Below are 19,375 nucleotides of genomic sequence, written 5' to 3' on the forward strand. Positions count from 1 at the left end.
ATTTTATATTCTATACTTAATAAATTTTATGTCAATTATTTTTTTATAGACTTAACAACCAATAACTATCTGGATCAGATGGGCAAAGATGTGGACCACATTCAATAAATACACTTATTGTATTGGCAAGAGTTAAAGCTAGTATCAAGAATATTGCTACTTTAGCGAATAGACTTAAACTTTTCTTTTTATCTTCATTTGGAGTAAAGAATCCACAAATAGTCGCATATATTATGAAAATAATACTTACAATAAAATTCCAAGTATACATATGTAGTGAGAATACAGCATCTCCATAATTTCCAGTGCCAGGAACAATATGTAAAAGTATTTGTGTCATTGCCATTGCAGCATTTAGGATGGCTACTAACGTTACGAACAAATAGTTCTTATATTTATTACCATGCGACAAGTTTAGTAGTAACCCAAAAGTTAATAAGCTCAGTGACATTCTTTGGAACACACATAAGGCACAAGGCAGTTCTTGGAAGTAAAGTTGATAATAAAAAGCCATTGCTAATACAACACTTATACCAATAATAGCTATAGAGTCGAATAAATCTAAAATATTATCTTTCATAGCTAGCCCCTTAAAGTTGAATATTTATATATCGAATTGTATGAGGAATAAATACTACTAGTAATAATCCTAAAGATACAAGAAAAAGAGTGGTAGCTAGCTTATGCTTATTCGTTATAGCAAATATTAAGCTAAGAAATGTTGTCAAAAATATTAAAAATATCATGCTATTAAACTTTTTAAAACTTTAATGCTGGGATTATAGTCTTATTTTAAGTATAAGTGAAATTGAAAAAAATTAATTGTGTTATAAGTAAAACTGATGTTTTAATTCTGAGCACACTTAGGGCCATCTAGAATTCATAAATTTAGAGATAAGAAAGGAGGAGAAAAATATAAACTACTAAACAGCCCTAAGTAAAAACTTTTAGTACGATGGAAAATTTTTCTTGAAATTGTTTGGCTCCCCGAGACGGACTTGAACCGCCGACCAATTGATTAACAGTCAACTGCTCTACCGACTGAGCTATCGGGGAACTTGTGAGGTATTATATGGCTGTTTTGTTATACTGTCAACAGTATTTTTAGTTTTTTTGAGAAAATATGATGTTTTATCAAGTTTATATGAATTTTGGTGTGTGATAACATATCATAAGTTTCAAAATATCGTTATTTAAAGCAAGTAATAGTTAGTATGGAAAATCAAGTTATACAAAGACAGCAAGAATTAGTTGAAGAGTTATCTTTTTTTGAAGATTGGGAAGATAAGTATGATTATGTCATATCATTGGGTAAGCAATTACCAGAGTTTCCTCAAAATAAAAAAATTGAGGAGAATTTGGTTAAAGGCTGTCAATCGCAAGTCTGGTTCGACAGCAGTACAAAAGATGGTAAGTTACATTTTATAGCTACTAGTGATGCATTGATTGTTTCAGGGTTGATTGGAATGCTACTAAGAGTATATAGTGAAGCAACTCCAGCAGATATACTTAATTCAGATACTAATTTTATTAAGGAAATTGGTTTTGGCAATAATTTGAGCTCTACAAGAGCTAATGGTCTAAAGTCAATGCTAGACTATATCTATGCAACTGCACAAAAAAACCAGTAAATGAAAATACTTGTTTGTAGACCTAAAGATGATGCTGATATTCTCTCAAAGCTATTAATATCTAAAGGCTATGATACTGTATGCTTACCATGTATTAATATTGATTATATAAATGTTGAAAGTTCAGTGTTGAGCTATACAAGTTATATATTTACTAGCAAATATGCTGTAGAAAGCTTATTTGCTCAATATAATCCTGAATTGTTCGACGGTAAAAAAATTTATAGTGTAGGTCAAAGCACTGCAAAAACTCTAAAAAAATATGGTTTAGATGCTATATATCCACATGATCATGGTTCACAAGAGCTTTTGAAACTAATCTTGGAAGAAGATGTTTATGATGATAGTTTTGCGGTTATCTCTGGGGTTTCTGGAAATGAATTGCTTGTCAAAGAGATATCGCAACTAACAAAGTGCGATAAATTTGAGACTTATCAGAGAGTTTTTGAGAGTGTTGCTACGCTTAGTCAAGCGTATTTAAAATTCATTGATGATGGTATAAATCCTAATGTTATTGTCACCACAAGTATCGATATTTTTAAGTCTTTGAATAGGATTTTTGATGAAATAGTAGCGCCTGAGGCTGCAATTGTTACCATAACAAGTCCAAAAATGCTAGAATTTGTTAATGAACAAGGCTTTGAAAATACTTTGAGTCTTGAAAGATTAGACAATGATTATATCTGTCAAAAAGTACGAGAACATATAGAGGCAAAAAATGTCACAAGAAAAAAATATTCAGCAAGAGCAAGCGAATGACGCTGCTGATAATGTTGCTCAAAAATTAGAACCAATTAAAAATAAATCTTCGTTTAACATCTTGTCTAAAATTAGCATAGTTGTATCTTTAGTAGCCCTTGGTTTAGCCAGCTACTCTGTTATTGATTTTGAAAGAAGTGATAACAAGCTTGGTGTTAATGATCAAGCTTTAGCTAGTTTGCAAAATCAACTTGAGTCGCTTAAGTCTTTACAAACTGAGCAAAAAGAGGCTATCAATGACCTTGGCGAACAAAATGATTTTTTAACACAAAATATTAAAGCGACACAGTCGCAGGTTACTACTTTAGGTAATCAAGTGGCAGTTCCGACTAAGGACTTGTATCTGCAGATGAGTATAGTAAATATTCAGTCGGCTATTAACTACTTAGTATTAGCTAAAGATGTTGCAGCCTTTGATGGTGATGCTCAAAAGGCTAATGAGCTGGTTGATAGTGCATTTGATAAAATAGAAGCTAGTGGAGTTGCAATTGTAAGTGTTAGTGAGCGTCAAAAGATAAAAGATACATTAGGGAAAACTTTGTCAAAAAGTGATGTTATTAAACATTTTATCTCTATTCAGCAGCAGTTTAGTAAGCTTAAATATATTACTCCAGAAGATATTTCTACTGATGTTAATACTTCTTCACAAAGTAACTATATGAAGCTTTTGCACTCAGTAGTTGAGATACAGAATATTCCTGAGAATCAGACTCTTGTTGCTACAAATCAAGCTAAGCAAGTTGTTTCAAGTAATCTGTATAACTCATTGATACAGTTACAGAGTGCTATGTATAGCAACGATCAAGGTAGTATTGATAAGGCCAAAGACAATCTTATTGCTATTATCAATCAATATTTTGTACAAGATAACAATGCAAAAGAGCTTAAAAAAGATATCAAAAGCATTAACTCTCAGAATTTAGATAATGTAGATAGTAGTTTAGATAAAGTTATTAATCAGCTATCTGAACAACAAAATAAGCTTTTGATAAAAGAATCAAGTCTAACTAAAACTAATGTAAGTGCACAAGGAAGTGATAAATGATAAGAGTCTTAAAACTTATAATAGTTGTTGCTCTAGCTACCTTGATTGGTATATGGGCGACTAAAAATCATGGATATATTATGTTAGTGATGGCCGATAAAGCTATCAAAGTAAACTTAGTTGCCTTTGTATTTATCGTTTTTGCACTATTGTTTGCCTTAGTTTTTGGCTTTAGGATAATTAAACTAAGTTTTCAGTTTCCTTATTTGTTGTTTAACTGGCTTATTGGTTTGTTTACAGTAAATAAGCAAGAAAGATTTGCAGATTTATTTGCTGATATGGTTCTAGAAAATAATAGAATAACTAATAAGTTGAGCGTTTCAAGTATTGCTAAAATTTCTCCGAGATCTTTCAAGGATTATGTGCTTTTTAGAAAAATTTGTATGATTGCTAACAGTAAAGATATCAAAGAATTAGATAAAGCTCTGAAGCAGATTAATGGTGACACAATCGTATATAAGTTCTTTGAGGTTTATAAGCTTTATCTGGTTCAGAAATTTTCAGAAGCACGCACGAAAGTAAGCTTACTTTTGGAGAGAAATAATTGTAGATTCTTACCTAATATTGCAAATCTGGCTGGAGATATTGCTTTAGCTGATGAGGATGCGGTGTTTGCGCTTAAAGTCTTGGAGAAATATGATGTTTATCTCAAGCAAGATCTTGGCGAGAAGTTAATTGTTTTAGCTCTAAGAAAAGCTAAAGATGTTGATGAATTATCAGATATTTATAATAAGGCAGAAACAACTAATATAATAAGTAGGGTGTACCTAGAACAACTTGTTGACTTTGAAGAAGTTGTGTTGGCTGAGAAATTTGCTAAAAAGCAGTTGGCAGGGGGCAACATCTTGCCAGAGATGCTAAAAATTTATGCTAACGCATTTAGCATTCCGATAGCTAAATTATCTGAGAAAGTTCTTGATAGAGCTAATCATGACTATGATAGTATTCTTATGTTGCTAGAGCTTGCGACGATTAAGTCAGATAACTATAGTTTTAAAATGGCTTATGATTATATCGAAAGACATATTAAGGACTTGCTAAATACTACACAACTAGAAAGATACCATCATATATTATGTAAGTTTTTTATAAAAAATGGCGATGTGGCAGGTATAGATATCTCAGCTACACAATTAATTTATTGAAATAACTAAAAGGTATGTTTAAATGCAAGTTAAAAGATGGTTTTTGAATAATAGTTTGAGAAATTATCAGTATTTATTATATGATGATAGTCACGCTATTGTCATAGATCCTCTCAAAGCAGATATATTTGATGATTTTATCAAACAAAATAATTTAAAGCTCGAGGCAATACTTATTACACATAGGCATGGTGATCATATTGCAGGTGTCAAGAAATTGCTTGAGATTTATCCAGGTACTAGAGTATATGCTTATGCTGATAATGATCTCTTTAAGCCAGATGTTTATGTCGATGAGGGAGATTCTATAGACTTTGGAGTTACAAATTGTAAGGTAATGTATACTCCTGGGCATATTGATGATCATGTATGCTTCTTGTTTGAAAAAGAGAAGGCTCTTTTCTGTGGAGATACTTTATTTAATGCTGGAGTTGGCGGTGTACATGCAGCATCTGCAGATGTGGGACAGTTATATGACTCATTAGTCAAGATTTCTGACTTAGATAAAGATATAAAACCATATCCTGCTCATGATTATTGGCAAAATAATCTGGATTTTGCACTTAGTATAATGCCAAATGATGATGCTTTTAACTATTATAGGAATCAAGTTGCAGAGCTTGCAGGTGAAGATAAGTCAATTGTAAATTTAGCAGAGGAGAGTAAGCTTAATATTTTTATTAGATCAATTGATGATGAATCTTTACTACGAGCTTTGCCAGAGTGTTCATTAGGAAAGGAGATGTTTGTTAAGCTTAGAGAGTTAAAGAATCAATTCTAAACCTAGTCTTTAGAAGTCTTGTTGCTTGAGGATTCCTCCGAATTGTCTGAAGATTTGTTTTTAGAATCTTTCTGAGCATCTTTTGGTTCAATTTTTGTTCGACTTATTTCGCGTGGGAAACCACCATTTAAACCAATTCTCTGAAGCTTGATTATATCCGGAGCCATCGCGCGTTTGCTATCATAAGGTCCTATATACATTCTAATCCAACTGCCTACTCGCTGGAATTGTGGGTTAAGACCATCCTCTTTCATTTTTTTAACATACCAGGATGTTTCATCCATATTTCTGAATGATGCAATTTGATAAATATATTTATATTTATACTGAGCTCTTTGTGCATCAGGTTGAACATCGACCTCAACACTATCATGTTTAAGGCTATTGTAGAATGTAAACACCATTTTTCCGCCACTACCACTTTCAGTAAAGTCTGGCTTTTGATCACTGTTTGTTGAATTGGTTTTGGTATTATCTTCTGTGCTATCTTGCTCTTTTATTGAATCGCTGTTTTGATCCGCTTGAAGTTCTACTTTTGCTTTTTCTTCTTCAGCTTTTACTTTTTTAAGGTGTTTGTTTATGAGTTTAGATGCTACAGCTATTACCAATAAGCACGCTACGGCTATAATTACGATTTTCTTTCTCTTGGAGCCACTAGGTTTTTGTGGCTCTTTGTTATTTTCTTTTGTAGGCTTTTTAGGGATATCTAATCTTGATAGATCTTTCATAAGTGTAATTTTTTTAATAAATCCATTAAACTTGGTAGGCGTTTAATATCATAATGTTATACTAAAGAAAGATTATAAATAATACTTAAGTAAATATATAGAGTTTTGTTATTAGTTGTACTAAAAATAGTATATTTGTTGAAAATGTTTTCTAAAATATATTGTGATTGTTAAAGACTAATATATAAATAATATAATTAGCCTTAGAGAATTGCTGGTCTATGAGATAAATTCCAGCTTACTTTTAGGAAAGTAGATTAAACTAAATTTTTTAAAAAAAGAGGACATATAATGCGTTTGCAGAAAAAAATATTATTAACATCTTTGTGTATGGCTACTTTTATAGCAACAAATTTATATGCTGCAACAGATGCTCAGGTCTCTAAGCTAACTAGCCAAGAAAAGTTTGATAATAAAGAGATGCTTATAAGTAACTTGGATTCTTTATTTGCATATCAAACAAAAATAACAGTTGGTAATGTTTCGCAGGATAAAAATGGTAACTTAGTAGCAACAGATATTTGGATTATAAGTAGTGATTCAAAAAATCCAAATATTAGTATTAATAAAGCTATATTTGAGGGACTGAAGGCAGGAGAGGCTGTTAAGAATAGTTTTCATATAAAAATAGAAGGCTTGAGTGTAGCAAATTTGGCAACAGCGGTTGCTAATAGTAATGTGGTTAGCTCAAAGACAGACCCTAAAGATCTTGCAGATAATCAAGGTCCATTTGCTATTATAATGAATGATGTCGGTCAAGGAATATATAATCTTGACATTAACTATGATTACGATGAGAGTACTATTAATTTTGTATTGAACTCAACCATTGGCAAAAAAACATTTATAAAAGCAGATGCAAAATTAAAAGATATAGATTTATCTGGTACTGAAGTTGACATGGACTTCTTAGCATCGTTAGTTACAGAGTGTATGAATTCGAAGATACAAAATCTTAGTTTTGATGCAAACTTCTCAGAAGTTCTAAAAGAGGTAACAAGTAAATATCTTGGTAAAAAGTATAAACAAGATCCAGTCCTTGATATAAATGGTAAGTTAGGTAATAAGCCAGGAGAGCTTGTATTAAACCTTGACGGTAAGCTAGGCACTAATAATTATGGTAAATATAATATTGTAATTGAGGGTATAGATCTAGATAGTGGTTCTATCAATGAAATTATTGATGGAACTGGCAAGGCTTTGGATAATGCTTATGTACAATCTAATACTGCGGATTCAAAAATTCAGCTTAATTTTCAGAAGGATTTTTTCCCAGAGAAGTCACCAATAAGAGAAGTATTTTCAATACTTGATACTAATAATATCAATATAAAAATTAATTCAGATCGCCAATTTAAGAATAATAAATATAATACTAATTTTGATATACAAGCAGAGGGATTAGCAAGTCTAAAAGGTAGTGCTGAAGCTATGGTAAATGACAAATTAGGCTTATTACCATATTTAGGTGCCGGAGCTCAAGATCAAAAAGATTTATATGATTGTGATAATGAATTATGTTTGAAAAGTGTAGATGTTACATTTGCTAACTATGGGTTACTTGAAAAAATTGCTAGACTTGCAAATCAAGATCCTAATACAACGCCACAGCAGATATTAGGCTCATATGGAGCATTGTTACAGCTTTTTGCTGTACAACAACAAGATAGGTTCTTACAGCAGGTACTATCATCATTTGCAATGTTTTTACAAAATCCTAAAAATATAAGTATACATGCGAAAGCGAATAAACCAGTTAATGAAATGGCTTTATTAAATATGCTGGTTAGTGATGCAAAAACACTAAAAAGAAATAATCCTATCAAGAATAATGGTAACGTTGATTTGAGTAAGAGCCCTAATGTCAAACTTATAAATAATATTCAAAATCTCTTCAAGATTAGTTTTGATGTTAATCAGAACTAAAAATTAATATTTCTTGAAAATTAAAGCTATATCTCTATTGACAACTTTTGAAAATAAGGTAATATATCACCCTATAAAGCGGGAATAGCTCAGTGGTAGAGCACAACCTTGCCAAGGTTGGGGTCGCGAGTTCGAGCCTCGTTTCCCGCTCCATACTCTTAGGTTTGTGTGGCTGAGTAGCAAAATGGTTATGCAGAGGCCTGCAAAGCCTTGGACGCCGGTTCGATTCCGGCCTCAGCCTCCACTAACTGCCCGGGTGGTGAAATTGGTAGACACAAGGGACTTAAAATCCCTCGGAGCTTAACCTCCGTGCCGGTTCGAGTCCGGCCCCGGGCACCATTATTAGTCATGTATTTTCCTTGTAACATCTATGCGTAAATAATATTTAAATGATCCTAGTGTTGTTTTATGGTGTATTATTGAATTAAGTTACATTAATTTTTTGAAATTTCTTTTTTAGCAAGTTTAATTTCTTGTTGGAATTCTGGGCTTGTTTGTAGTTGAGAGAACATGATGCTTCCTACTAAATACCCTGCATTAACATCGCTTGGATAATGAACTCCACAAACAATTCGACTTTGACCAAATTCATAACCTCTCTTCATGATTTGATTTGTTCTTGAGGGGTTTATCTCACTTAAAGTAAGAGCAATTGCCCACCCTATAGTTGTATGCCCAGAAGGGTACGATCTATGAATATTATCTGTTTTCACACATGCTTTTTCATGAAAATACGCAAAAGGTCTTGTGCGATGATAGAATAATTTAGCTGGTTTTGTGAACTCTCCCTCAGCTATTTCTAATTGATTTAGAATTTTCCATATTGCGGGTGTTTCTTTTTTACTTATCTGATGACCAAAAGCTTTTTCAAAAGCTTGAGCAAATCCTTCTGGAGAATAGTTTGCATCTGATTGAGCTAGTTTATATCTATTGGTGTTTTTGATAAAAAAACTAGCGTGAGAAATATTCATGTCATTTTGATATAGTAATGTTCCAGGAGTTGGAGGAGGTGGTATGATTTGTTTTATGTCTGGGATATCTATGTTGAGTCTATCGGCTGCAAAAGCTGAACTTATTATAGCTGTTAATGACCCTACAAATAGTATTTTTCTAATCATATTTTTATTTCCTTGGTTAATTATCCAAAGAAAATGATAAATGATAAATTGATTTAAAAATGAAGAAATCAAAAAATTAAAAATTTGTTACTAATTACAGCTAAAGTATGATATTTTTATATTCCTTTTTTTCTAAAAGATCACTATTCTAGAAAAAGGCTTATAAGTATGTTGAAAATTAAAGCAAAAATCAATAGTTTATTTAAAACTAGAAATTTTTATATCAAATATAAAATAGAATTATTTTTTCAAGGGTAGACGAATTATGTTTTATTGCCTTTTATTTTCAGTGAGTTTTGAAACACAGTTTTAGTTAGCTATATTCCTTATCAAAAACTTCTAACATTAAAAGAATTAACAACTCTACCAATTATTACCGCATCAGCTGGTGATTTGATTTCATCATTATTTTGAAATTTTGAGTTTAGTGGCATCAAGTATAAGCGGTTATTATCTTTGTATAGTAATTTAACTGTGGCTCCATCGGAGTTTCTAGCAACTACAATTTTATCAACTAAATTTTGAGGACTAATTTCGCTAGGGTCAACTAAAATATTCTCGTCTTCGTAAAGAGTATATTTAGCATATTTAGGACTAAGCAGTTGAGATTCTGATGAATCATAGAGCATGCTCTCGCCTTGTACTCTAAGTGAAAAACCGTTTTTTGGTACAAGACTATCTGGTATTTGCAAATAGTCAATCGGGTCAATATTCTCTTGAGATTCGGTAAATTCACCTGCTTGTACATAACTTAGTACTGGTACGTTAGTTACACTCATTATAGATATATCATTAGGGTAATAATTATCTTCGAGACCAAGTATCTTCATAACCTCTATATGTCCATCATATGAGGGACAGTTAGTACCGGCAACCCAACCCTTAATAGATCTATCGCTTTTGCCAAGCTTTTTTGCCAATTCTATTTGTGTCATGCCTATTCTTTTTAAGGCTGGTTTTAGATCGGTTTTGTAATCAAACATCTCTAATCCTAAGTACAACAATCTAATTCTAAGTATATTTATATAAAATCAGCAATTCAATAATTTTTTGAAAAATAGTGCTATATTACTTCCCTTTACAGCAAAAAGTGATTAATATTGAAAGTGTAATAAAACTGCACTTTTATAAATTGAGGGAGTTAAATAAAATGATAAGAAAAAGCATTCTAGTAGAAAATCAGGAAATTAAAGATTTACTATCTGTCATCAAACATCATTACACATCTGATAATAAGAATACCATTCAAGATGTAAGCTTAAACCATGTAGTAAACAGAGTATATAAAGAAAATGTAAGAAAATATATAGTTGAGGTTGGCATGCTCTAGAAACAAAAGTTGGACATCAAGTAACACTTTTAGAAAACAACTATAATAAGAGTATTATCAATAAGTTATACAAAAAGTCTCGTGATCTAAATTTTGTGATTAAAACTCGACCTGATGATTCATCAAGAGATTTACACGATTCAATTAAAAAAGTATCTAACATAGATATAGTTATAAGAGAGTTTTCTTTCTCTTAGAGTCTACTTAGTTACTTGTTTTTCTAGCACTTTTTTACCTAAATAAACTGATAGTATGATTATAAACATTCCAATCAGTTGCTGTATTGAGAATGTCTCTCTAAACAAAATATAGCCATATAGTAAGGCAAATACTGGACCAACTAGTAAAACTAAAGAGCTCATAGCTAATGATATATATTTGACACGACTTATGTATAAAATATTTCCGAGTAGGTGTCCAAATATAGCTATAGCTAATAAAATTAGAACGCCACTTAAAGTTGTCGGAATTATCTGTTCATTGAAAATAAAAGCTAATATAAATAGTGTTGCTGAACCACTTAATGATGCTATAAACATCATTCTAAAAGTTGAGCAAGAATCTCGTAGCTTTTTAGAAAAGATAATAAAGAGTGCATAAAATACCGCAGATATGATAGCTAGCCAGTTTCCTAAAAGGTGCTGAGAGCTTAAGCCTGATTGACTCATAAGAAGTAATAAACCAATAAATGCTACTAGAAGAACTAAGTAATATTTAAGGGATACTTTTTCTTTGAGAAATATAATGGCTATAAAAGTAGTAATAAAAGGACAGAGATTTGTTAAAAGGCTAGCCTCAGCTATTGATGTATAAATCAAAGATATACCATAAAAAGCTAAATCTAAAGCTAGGAATAGACCAGTTAATGCGGCAATGTATATAGATTTCTTTGATAGCTTATCTTCATCTTTGGTAATAGCTAAGAATGAGTATAAGAATATACAGGGTAATAATAGTCTATAGCCAAAACTTGCAATTGGACCAACTTCTGAATATCTAATTAATACCGATGCTATAACAAGGTTGGAAAGTGCAAACAATATTATGAAAAAATCTCTATTCATGATGGTGTCCTGGCTAAATGCTTATTAAGCAGATGATATCATGAAATTAGCTAAATACTTGTGATAATTAAAGGTAAATACTAGTGTTATCTAAACTTAGAGATTTTAACTTTAAGAGATACATGCTAAATTAGCTTTAGAATTAAATTTTTTGGCTAAGTTTTAAGGTTAAAATAATGCATATAAGTGAGCGCCGTAAGTGGTATGTAGGCTTTGCTGTTTTTGTAATAATAGTTTTATTATCTCTTTCATTACTCCACGCATCAATATGGGTCAGTATAGGCTTTATAGCTGTTTTGGTAGTTGTCGCAGTATATGATGCTACGCAAACAAAACATGCTATCTTGAGAAACTTCCCGATAGTTGGGCACATGCGTTTTATACTTGAGTTTATTCGACCTGAAATTCAGCAGTATTTTATCGCGGATAATGAAAGTGAAAAGCCATTTGGTAGAGAAACTAGGTCAACTATATATCGTCGTGCTAAGGGTATTAATGATACAGTAGCATTTGGTACTGAAAAAGATATTGATAGAGTTGGCTATGAGTGGGTAACACATTCGCTTGTGCCGAAGCATTTGGATGAAGTTGAAACGCGTGTTAAATTTGGTGGCTCTGATTGTAAACAACCATATATGGCATCACATCTAAATATATCAGCGATGAGTTTCGGAGCACTGTCGGCAAATGCAATTATGGCTTTGAACAAAGGTGCTAAGTTAGGTGAGTTTTGTCACTGTACAGGTGAGGGTGGTTTGACAAAGTATCACTTACAAGGTGGCGATATAGTCTTTCAAATTGGTACAGGATATTTTGGTTGTCGTACCGAAGATGGTAACTTTTCTGCTGAGAAGTTTGCTGAAAAGGCAAATTTAGATAGTGTTAAGATGATCGAGATTAAGCTGTCTCAGGGTGCTAAGCCTGCTCATGGAGGTGTGTTACCTGCTGCTAAGATAACTCCAGAAATCGCTGAAATCAGAGGAGTGTCTATGGGTAAAGATGTCTTGTCACCACCAGCACATAGCGCTTTTTCAACACCAATTGAGTTTTGTCATTTTATAAAGCAATTAAGAGATTTATCAAATGGTAAGCCAATAGGATTTAAGCTTTGTATTGGTAGTCATGTGGAGTTCTTAGCTATATGTAAGGCAATGCTTGAGACAGGTATCAAGCCTGATTTTATAACTGTGGATGGAGCCGCTGGTGGTACTGGTGCAGCACCTTTAGAGTTTTCTAATCACATAGGTATGCCGTTAGAGGATAGCTTGATATTTGTGCATAATGCTTTGGTTGGTTGTGGCTTACGCGATGAGATTCGTATTGTTGCAAGTAGTAAAGTAGCTACTGGTTTTGATATGGTTAGATTATTTGCTATGGGAGCAGATACTTGTAATTCTGCTAGAGCAATGATGATGGCAGTAGGGTGTATTCAATCACGCCAATGTAATAACAATACTTGTCCGGTTGGTGTAGCAACCCAAAATGAGCGTCTTGCAAAAGCACTGGTAGTAGAGGATAAGATGTATCGTGTATATAACTTCCATAAAGCTACAATTAATTCATGCTTAGAAATCGTTGGAGCAATGGGCTTAACATCTACAAATGATATTGGTCCAGAAAATCTCAAAAAGCGTGTATCTGTAAATGAGATTAAATCATATATTGATTTGTATGATTTTATACCAGAGAATAGTTTGATAGATGGTAATATGCCAGCTAGTTTTGGAAGATCTTGGGAAAAAGCCCGAGCAGATTCTTTTTAGTTTTTCAAACCGAAATAATAATTTTTTGCCTACTCAATTTGCTAAAATAACTAATATAAATATTCTTGTTAGTTAAATATGGCGTTATACACCTATCCATCAAATAAGCTTGAGTATCTGGTTCAAGTTTTATCTAAACTTCTAGATGTTGAAAAAAAAGGTTTGTTCACACCGACACAGCTAATAGTTGGTAGCCGTGGTATGCAACATTGGTTAAGTATGCAATTAGCACAATATCGTAATATTGCGATGAATCTTAAATATGACATGATAAATGGTTATATACTTGATATCTGCTATGAGCTCACAGCAAAACAAGAATATAAAAAAGCATACACAAAAGATATTTTAGCTTGGAGAATTTTTAGAGGTTTAGATAGTATCAATAATCCTAAGCTCCAAGAATATTATCAAAATAGTGATCTTAAGAAATATCAACTATCCGTTAAAATAGCCGAGACTTTTTCGAAATATATATCATATCGAAGTGAGTGGTTGCAAAAATGGGAGCAGGGCGAGTATATAAATCCTGCTAAACCAGAGAGTGATGAAGATTGGCAAATGCTACTTTGGCAGAAGCTTGTTGAAGATGTCGCTGAAACACCATATAAAGTCCAATCAGAAGCACTCCAAAAGCTTAATCGACAAAACTTAGAAAAGCTAAATATACCAAGTGATATCTATATATTTGGGGTTAATACTATATCTCCCAAAAATCTTGGCTTTGTATTTGAGTTGGCTAAATATATTGATGTTAATATTTTGTATATTAACCCATGTAGCGAGTATTGGTATGATTTACACAAGAGTAAAATCTCAGCTTGGTTAGATAGTGATGACTATGAGCTTCAACCTCTTTTGGCTAATCTAGGTCAACAAGGTAAAGAATTTTTTAATCAGCTTTTAGAGAATCAAGAAAAGCAGGAATTAGAAGTTTTTGAAAAGTTTGATAAAAATTCGTTAGATTTTGAGAAACTTGCTGATAATAATCAAACACAGCTAGTAAGCCTACAGCGAAATTTATTGGAACTAGATTGTCAAAGCCATGCTAAGCAAAAAGATTTAAGCATCAGTATTAATTCATGTCATAGTCCACTTAGAGAAGTGCAGGTTTTACATGATAAGCTTTTGGATATGATCAAAGCAGATCCTAGCATTAAGCCTCGAGATATTTTGGTAATGTGTCCAAATATTGAAGACTATTCACCGTATATTGATAGTGTTTTCTCAAGGTTTTCAACAGATAAAAAGTTACCATGCTCGATCGCAGATAGGACATTATTAGATTCAGAGCCTTTAGCTGCTAGCTTTATTGAGCTTTTGCAACTACCAGAGAGTAACTTTGAGGTTAATAAGATACTTGATTATTTATCAGTTCCAGCAATTCAGCAAAAGTTCAAAATTAGCGATGAGCGACTAGAAACTATTCGCTATTGGTTAAAAGAGTCATGTATTCATCATAGTAATAATGGTCAAACCTTCTCATGGAGTTGGGGGCTTAAGAGATTGATGTTTGGATTTAGTTATAGTGATAGTAATCATATTGTCGATTTAAAACTACCCCGTCAGTCTGCGACTGCCACCCCTTCGTACCAAAGGGGAATATCTATCAATTATCAAGAGTTAAATCAATTGATGACTATACCTGTGATTGAAGGTAGTGAGATTGCCGAACTTGGTGGCTTGTATGAGTTATTAGAGCTACTTGAGAGATATTCTCAAGAGTTGCTTAAACCAAGAAGCTTAGAAGCATGGCAGGACTATCTTTTGGAGATGTTTGATGATGTCTTTGATGTAACTAATGATGAGCAATATATTGCTAAGAAAATCAAAGATATAATCGTAAAGACAGTCACTACAGCTAAAGATGTATTGCTAGTAGAAGAGATTGATTTGTATACAATTAGATATTGTCTGATTTCGCAGTTATCTGAACCAATTATTAATAACCATTTCTTAAATGGTAAAGTAACATTCTGCTCAATGACACCTATGCGTAATGTTCCTTTTAGAGTGATAGCGATGTTGGGTTTAAATAATGGTAAGTTCCCACGCCAAGAATCTGCGATTAGTTTTGATTTGATGGCAAGACTTGGAAGAGTTAAAGGCGATAGGACTAAGCGAGATGATGATAGATATTTATTTCTAGAGGCTATTACATCTGCGCGTGATTATTTGTATCTTAGCTATATTGGTAGAAGTGTTAAGACTAATGTTGAGCAACAACCAAGTCTAATACTCAAAGAGTTGACTAGCTATTTGGATTTGAATTATGGCTGGGGAAAGGCTGATATCAAAGAATATCCATTACATCCTTTTAGTTCTAAATGTTATGCTGATGAATACAGAAGTTATGATGAGGCTTGGCTGAAGTTATTACAATCAGAGCCTAGAGAGTTCTATGATATTAAAAGACTACCCCGTCAGTCTACGACTGCCACCCCTTCGTACCAAAGGGGAATAGATAGTTTGAGTGTAGCTTCTAAGCTCCCACAACAACTATCTATCTCTAAATTAGTCAAAATCTTTGAAGACCCAATTAAAGCTTATACAAATTATGGCTTAGAACTATATTTAGAGGATGACTTTGAAGAGCTAGAAGACAGTGAGCCATTTGATATAAATAGTTTAGATAAGCATAAATTTAAACAAGACTTACTAAATACTCTTGAGAATAATAAAGACAAAGAATTAACGATAAAAACAGCTAAGCTAAGTGGCAAGCTTCCAGAATCTGTACTTACTGAAAATGAGATTGATAAGGAAGTTGAGAATATTCAAAAGTTATTAGATAAGGCAAGTTTAGCAAATTATGAGTCTAAATATTTTCATCAAGAGATATTTGGATATGAGTTGGAAGCTAACTGTTATATTAGAGATAATCAAATTTTGCTATATACAACTTCAACTTTTGGTATTAAGCATCGATTTGAATTATATTTGACAGCACTATTAGTGGCATTATCAGAGCAACAAGATATCTCTGCTACTTATGTTTATTTTAATAAAGACAAAAATCAAGCAGATGCTAATACTTTTGCTATAAGTCATTTAGGTGCAAAAGAGTTATTAGAGAAATATCTATCAAGTGCAGAAAAGATAGTATCTAAGCCAAGCTTAGTACATTTAGATTTAGCCAAAGCTATAATGGAGCATATAAAAGAAAGTCAGAAAAAAGATGCAAATTTTGTTGAAAAAACAACTAAGCAAAAACAACAAGCTTGGGAGGGTGCAATCAAATCTTCAGAGTCTAATTACAAAGCATTAGAGAATAATAGTTATTTCAAACTTTTTTATAGTGAGCATCCAAAGATAGAAGATTTTGAAGGTGAAGAAATTTATAGAGACTTTTTTGAGATCATCAATAATAGAGATTAAGTCTAAGTTAGTATAGCTAATAATTTTTGATTATAAATTCAATGTATATAGACCTAAATAGATTTTGTAGCTAAAATAGATTTTCATGTGATTTGTAGAAATACTTTAAAAATTAGTTTTATGGCAATTATAGAAAATTTACTGCTTAGTGATGATAATGTAGCATTTCATCCAAATCTTGGTAATAGTTATCAGCTAAATAGTGTAGCTAAAGAGATAATAGAGTTATTACAAATAGATAAGACCAAGATGGAAATAGTTAAACATTTAAGTAAAGATTATGATATCTCTTTAGAAGAGCTATATATAGACGTGAGTGACTTTATATCAAAGCTAAAGTTCTATGGATTAATTTAGATGAAAATAGCGATAAGTGGCTTAAATAATACAGATAATCCCGCTCCTGGTATTCCTGTCGCAAAGAGTCTAAAAAAAGAGTACAATTTAATAGGTCTGAGCTATGATGCAAATGAGCCGGGTAATTATCAAAAAATATTTGATAGCATATATATCATGCCTTACCCATCATCTGGTTTTGAAGAGTTAAAATCTAGACTCCAACACATTAAAAAAGATCATGATATTGGAGCTATTATCCCAAATCTTGATTCTGAGCTACCTCTATATATTAAATACCAAAAAGAAATTAATAAACTAGGTATAAATCTTTGTATACCATCTTTGGAAAGTTTTGAGCTTAGAAATAAAAGTAAGCTTAGTGAGTTAGCGAATCGATTAAATATAAAGTATCCACAAACTTGGGAGATAAACTCTATATCAGACCTTCAAGATATATTATATAAGCATAGTTTTCCATTAATGATTAAAGGAGCTTATTATAAATCTATAGAAGCTTTTAGTTTAGGTGGTGCGATTGATGCTTTTATAAAGATTTCAAATGAATGGGGTTTTCCTGTATTGCTACAAAAACATGTTTATGGCGAAGAGCTTAATTTAGTGGGTGTTGGTGATGGTCAAGGAGAACTCAAAGGTGCAGTAGCCATAAAAAAGCTTACAACTACAAATATAGGGAAAATTTGGCTTGGATTGACTATTCGGAATGAGAAACTATTAAAAGTAGCAAAAGACTTTGTCAAGCAAACATTATGGAATGGACCTTTTGAACTAGAGTGTATGGTAAATTCAGACAATGATATACATTTGATAGAAATAAATCCAAGATTTCCATCATGGGTATATTTTGCTACTGAAATAGGTGTGAATTTACCTAAAATGGTAATAGATATCATGAGTGGTAAACAAGTTAAGCAAAATTTGGATTATCCAATAAATAAAATGTATGTTCGGTACGTAGAAGAATTGGTTACAGATTTTGATAATTATAAAAAGTTGTTTTTAGCAAAGGAAATAAATGATTGTGAAAAAAGCATATAACAAACCAAGCATTAACAAAATTGACTTTTCAATGTCATCAAAATATGGGTGTACTTTTAAAAAACAAAGAGTCAGAAAAGATATTGATGGCGTTTTAATTGAGGATTTAGTAAAAAAATTTGGTAGCCCAATATTTGTATTTTCTGAGAAAAAAATAATAGAAAAATATGATACTCTTTATAATGCTTTTTCAAGTAGGTATTCCAATATCGAATTTAGCTGGAGTTATAAAACTAATTATCTAAATCAGATATGTAAGATATTCCATAAGCTTGGCTCTTCTGCTGAGGTGGTTAGTGAATTCGAGTATCAAAAAGCTAGAGCTTTAGGCGTAGCTGGTAAAGATATCATTTTTAATGGACCTTACAAGCCTAAACAAAGCTTAAAAATAGCAGTTAAAGAAGGAGCAAAAATACATATAGATAATCTATTTGAGTTAAATGACTTAGAAGAAATAGCTGATGAATTAGGTATGAAAATTCCAGTAGCAATTAGAATAAATATGGATACTGGTATATATCCTTTATGGAGTAGATTTGGTTTTAATTACGAAAATGGTGATGCTCTAGATGCTGTTAGACGTATATATGATAACAATAAGCTATATTTAATAGGAATACATACGCATATTGGTACATTTATGTTAGATGTGAATGCTTATAAGATAGCAACTAGTAAAATCATGAAATTGAAATCTCAAGTAGAAAATAATTTTGATTGTGAGATAGAGTATATTGATTTAGGTGGAGGTTTTGCGAGTAAAAGTAGTCTTAAAGGGATATATCAGTCTCCAGAAGTAGTTGTACCATCTGCTGATGAATACGCTTCAGCAATTACAGATACTATTTATGAATTTAATCAAAGTCACAAATTTCCAAAATTATATATAGAAGCTGGAAGATATCTAATAGATGAGGCTGGATTTTTGTTAACTTCTGTGTGTGGCTGGAAAAGATTTCCTGATGGTAAAAAAGGATACATATTAGATGCAGGTGTTAATAATTTATATACCTCAACATGGTATAACTTTAACGTTGAGTTGGATAAAGAATATATGGGAGAGAATGAGCCGTCACTATTAAATGGTCCATTGTGTATGAATATTGACATTATTGAAGAAAATTTAATGCTACCGCCACTAGATAGAGGTACTGTCATATCTATATCACCTGTTGGTGCATATAATTATACCCAATCAATGCAGTTTATCAGATATAAACCAGCTGTAATTTTGATTGATAAGAATTCTCAACCACATGTCATTAAAGAAGTGGATAATTTAGAAACTGTTAACTTTAGAGAAATCTAATGA

16 protein-coding genes, 4 tRNA genes and 1 pseudogene are annotated in these 19,375 nt (G+C 32.0%); 15 read left to right on the forward strand and 6 right to left on the reverse strand.

Going from position 1 to position 19,375, the window contains the following annotated elements:
* Positions 1-43: 43 nt before the first annotated feature.
* Together F7308_RS04690 and F7308_RS04695 are read right to left on the reverse strand one after the other, a co-directional pair.
* Positions 44-580 carry a disulfide bond formation protein B gene (locus tag F7308_RS04690; RefSeq protein WP_013922710.1) on the reverse strand — a complete coding sequence of 179 codons (537 nt, stop codon included), beginning with the start codon at positions 578-580 and terminating at the stop codon, positions 44-46.
* 400 nt (positions 581-980) lie between these two features.
* Positions 981-1,056 (reverse strand) — tRNA-Asn (locus F7308_RS04695).
* Positions 1,057-1,214: 158 nt separating this feature from the next.
* Between F7308_RS04695 and F7308_RS04700 the strand changes: the two genes are divergently transcribed.
* The 5 genes from F7308_RS04700 to F7308_RS04720 are packed head-to-tail and all read left to right on the forward strand — an operon-like array spanning position 1,215 to position 5,361.
* A complete protein-coding gene (locus F7308_RS04700) occupies positions 1,215-1,631 on the forward strand; it encodes a SufE family protein (protein WP_013922712.1) in 417 nt (138 codons plus the stop codon).
* Positions 1,632-2,390, forward strand: a complete 759-nt coding sequence (locus tag F7308_RS04705) for a uroporphyrinogen-III synthase (RefSeq protein WP_013922713.1) — start codon at positions 1,632-1,634, stop codon at positions 2,388-2,390.
* Complete coding sequence (locus F7308_RS04710) at positions 2,350-3,435, forward strand: membrane protein (RefSeq protein WP_013922714.1); 1,086 nt, start codon at positions 2,350-2,352, stop codon at positions 3,433-3,435. The genes F7308_RS04705 and F7308_RS04710 overlap by 41 nt, the downstream gene beginning before the upstream one ends.
* On the forward strand, positions 3,432-4,580 hold the full coding sequence (locus F7308_RS04715; RefSeq protein ID WP_013922715.1) for a hypothetical protein: 1,149 nt from the start codon (positions 3,432-3,434) through the stop codon (positions 4,578-4,580). Before F7308_RS04710 ends, F7308_RS04715 begins: the two co-directional genes overlap by 4 nt.
* Positions 4,581-4,602: 22 nt before the next feature.
* Complete coding sequence (locus F7308_RS04720; protein ID WP_013922716.1) at positions 4,603-5,361, forward strand: hydroxyacylglutathione hydrolase; 759 nt, start codon at positions 4,603-4,605, stop codon at positions 5,359-5,361.
* A 2-nt stretch (positions 5,362-5,363) separates the two neighbouring features.
* Here F7308_RS04720 and F7308_RS04725 read toward each other — a convergent pair whose 3' ends face one another.
* Positions 5,364-6,089 (reverse strand): SPOR domain-containing protein, encoded by a 726-nt coding sequence (locus tag F7308_RS04725; RefSeq protein WP_013922717.1) that lies wholly within the window; start codon positions 6,087-6,089, stop codon positions 5,364-5,366.
* A gap of 291 nt (positions 6,090-6,380) precedes the next feature.
* Here F7308_RS04725 and F7308_RS04730 point away from each other — a divergent pair, with 291 nt between their 5' ends.
* From F7308_RS04730 to F7308_RS04745, 4 genes are all read left to right on the forward strand, one after another.
* A complete protein-coding gene (locus tag F7308_RS04730; protein WP_013922718.1) occupies positions 6,381-8,015 on the forward strand; it encodes a hypothetical protein in 1,635 nt (544 codons plus the stop codon).
* Between the two features lie 78 nt (positions 8,016-8,093).
* A tRNA-Gly gene (locus F7308_RS04735) sits at positions 8,094-8,168 on the forward strand.
* 17 nt (positions 8,169-8,185) lie between these two features.
* Positions 8,186-8,259, forward strand: a tRNA-Cys gene (locus F7308_RS04740).
* A 6-nt stretch (positions 8,260-8,265) separates the two neighbouring features.
* Positions 8,266-8,354 (forward strand) — tRNA-Leu (locus tag F7308_RS04745).
* A 95-nt stretch (positions 8,355-8,449) separates the two neighbouring features.
* On the opposite strand, the gene F7308_RS04750 is transcribed toward F7308_RS04745, so the two are convergent.
* The gene (locus F7308_RS04750; protein WP_013922719.1) at positions 8,450-9,133 is read right to left on the reverse strand and encodes an acid phosphatase; all 684 of its coding nucleotides are present in this window, start codon (positions 9,131-9,133) and stop codon (positions 8,450-8,452) included.
* A gap of 329 nt (positions 9,134-9,462) precedes the next feature.
* The gene (locus F7308_RS04755; protein ID WP_013922720.1) at positions 9,463-10,116 is read right to left on the reverse strand and encodes a LexA family protein; all 654 of its coding nucleotides are present in this window, start codon (positions 10,114-10,116) and stop codon (positions 9,463-9,465) included.
* 167 nt (positions 10,117-10,283) lie between these two features.
* On the opposite strand from F7308_RS04755, the pseudogene F7308_RS04760 reads away from it, so the two are divergent.
* Positions 10,284-10,660: pseudogene (locus F7308_RS04760) on the forward strand (normocyte binding protein 2b).
* Positions 10,661-10,663: 3 nt separating this feature from the next.
* Here the strand turns inward: F7308_RS04760 and F7308_RS04765 are convergent.
* Positions 10,664-11,527 (reverse strand): DMT family transporter, encoded by an 864-nt coding sequence (locus F7308_RS04765; protein ID WP_013922723.1) that lies wholly within the window; start codon positions 11,525-11,527, stop codon positions 10,664-10,666.
* A 176-nt stretch (positions 11,528-11,703) separates the two neighbouring features.
* Between F7308_RS04765 and F7308_RS04770 the strand changes: the two genes are divergently transcribed.
* The 5 genes from F7308_RS04770 (at position 11,704) to F7308_RS04790 (ending at position 19,372) form a co-directional block, all read left to right on the forward strand.
* Positions 11,704-13,290, forward strand: a complete 1,587-nt coding sequence (locus F7308_RS04770) for an FMN-binding glutamate synthase family protein (protein WP_013922724.1) — start codon at positions 11,704-11,706, stop codon at positions 13,288-13,290.
* Between the two features lie 78 nt (positions 13,291-13,368).
* Positions 13,369-16,668, forward strand: coding sequence for an exodeoxyribonuclease V subunit gamma (recC, locus tag F7308_RS04775; protein ID WP_013922725.1), 3,300 nt, complete (start codon positions 13,369-13,371; stop codon positions 16,666-16,668).
* 120 nt (positions 16,669-16,788) lie between these two features.
* A complete protein-coding gene (locus F7308_RS04780) occupies positions 16,789-17,025 on the forward strand; it encodes a PqqD family protein (RefSeq protein ID WP_013922726.1) in 237 nt (78 codons plus the stop codon).
* Complete coding sequence (locus F7308_RS04785) at positions 17,026-18,063, forward strand: ATP-grasp domain-containing protein (protein WP_013922727.1); 1,038 nt, start codon at positions 17,026-17,028, stop codon at positions 18,061-18,063.
* Entirely contained in the window at positions 18,041-19,372 is a 1,332-nt protein-coding gene (locus F7308_RS04790) for an alanine racemase (RefSeq protein ID WP_013922728.1), read from the forward strand. The genes F7308_RS04785 and F7308_RS04790 overlap by 23 nt, the downstream gene beginning before the upstream one ends.
* Positions 19,373-19,375 lie beyond the last annotated feature (3 nt).

Source organism: Francisella salina (genome assembly GCF_000219045.1).
GTDB lineage: Bacteria > Pseudomonadota > Gammaproteobacteria > Francisellales > Francisellaceae > Francisella > Francisella salimarina.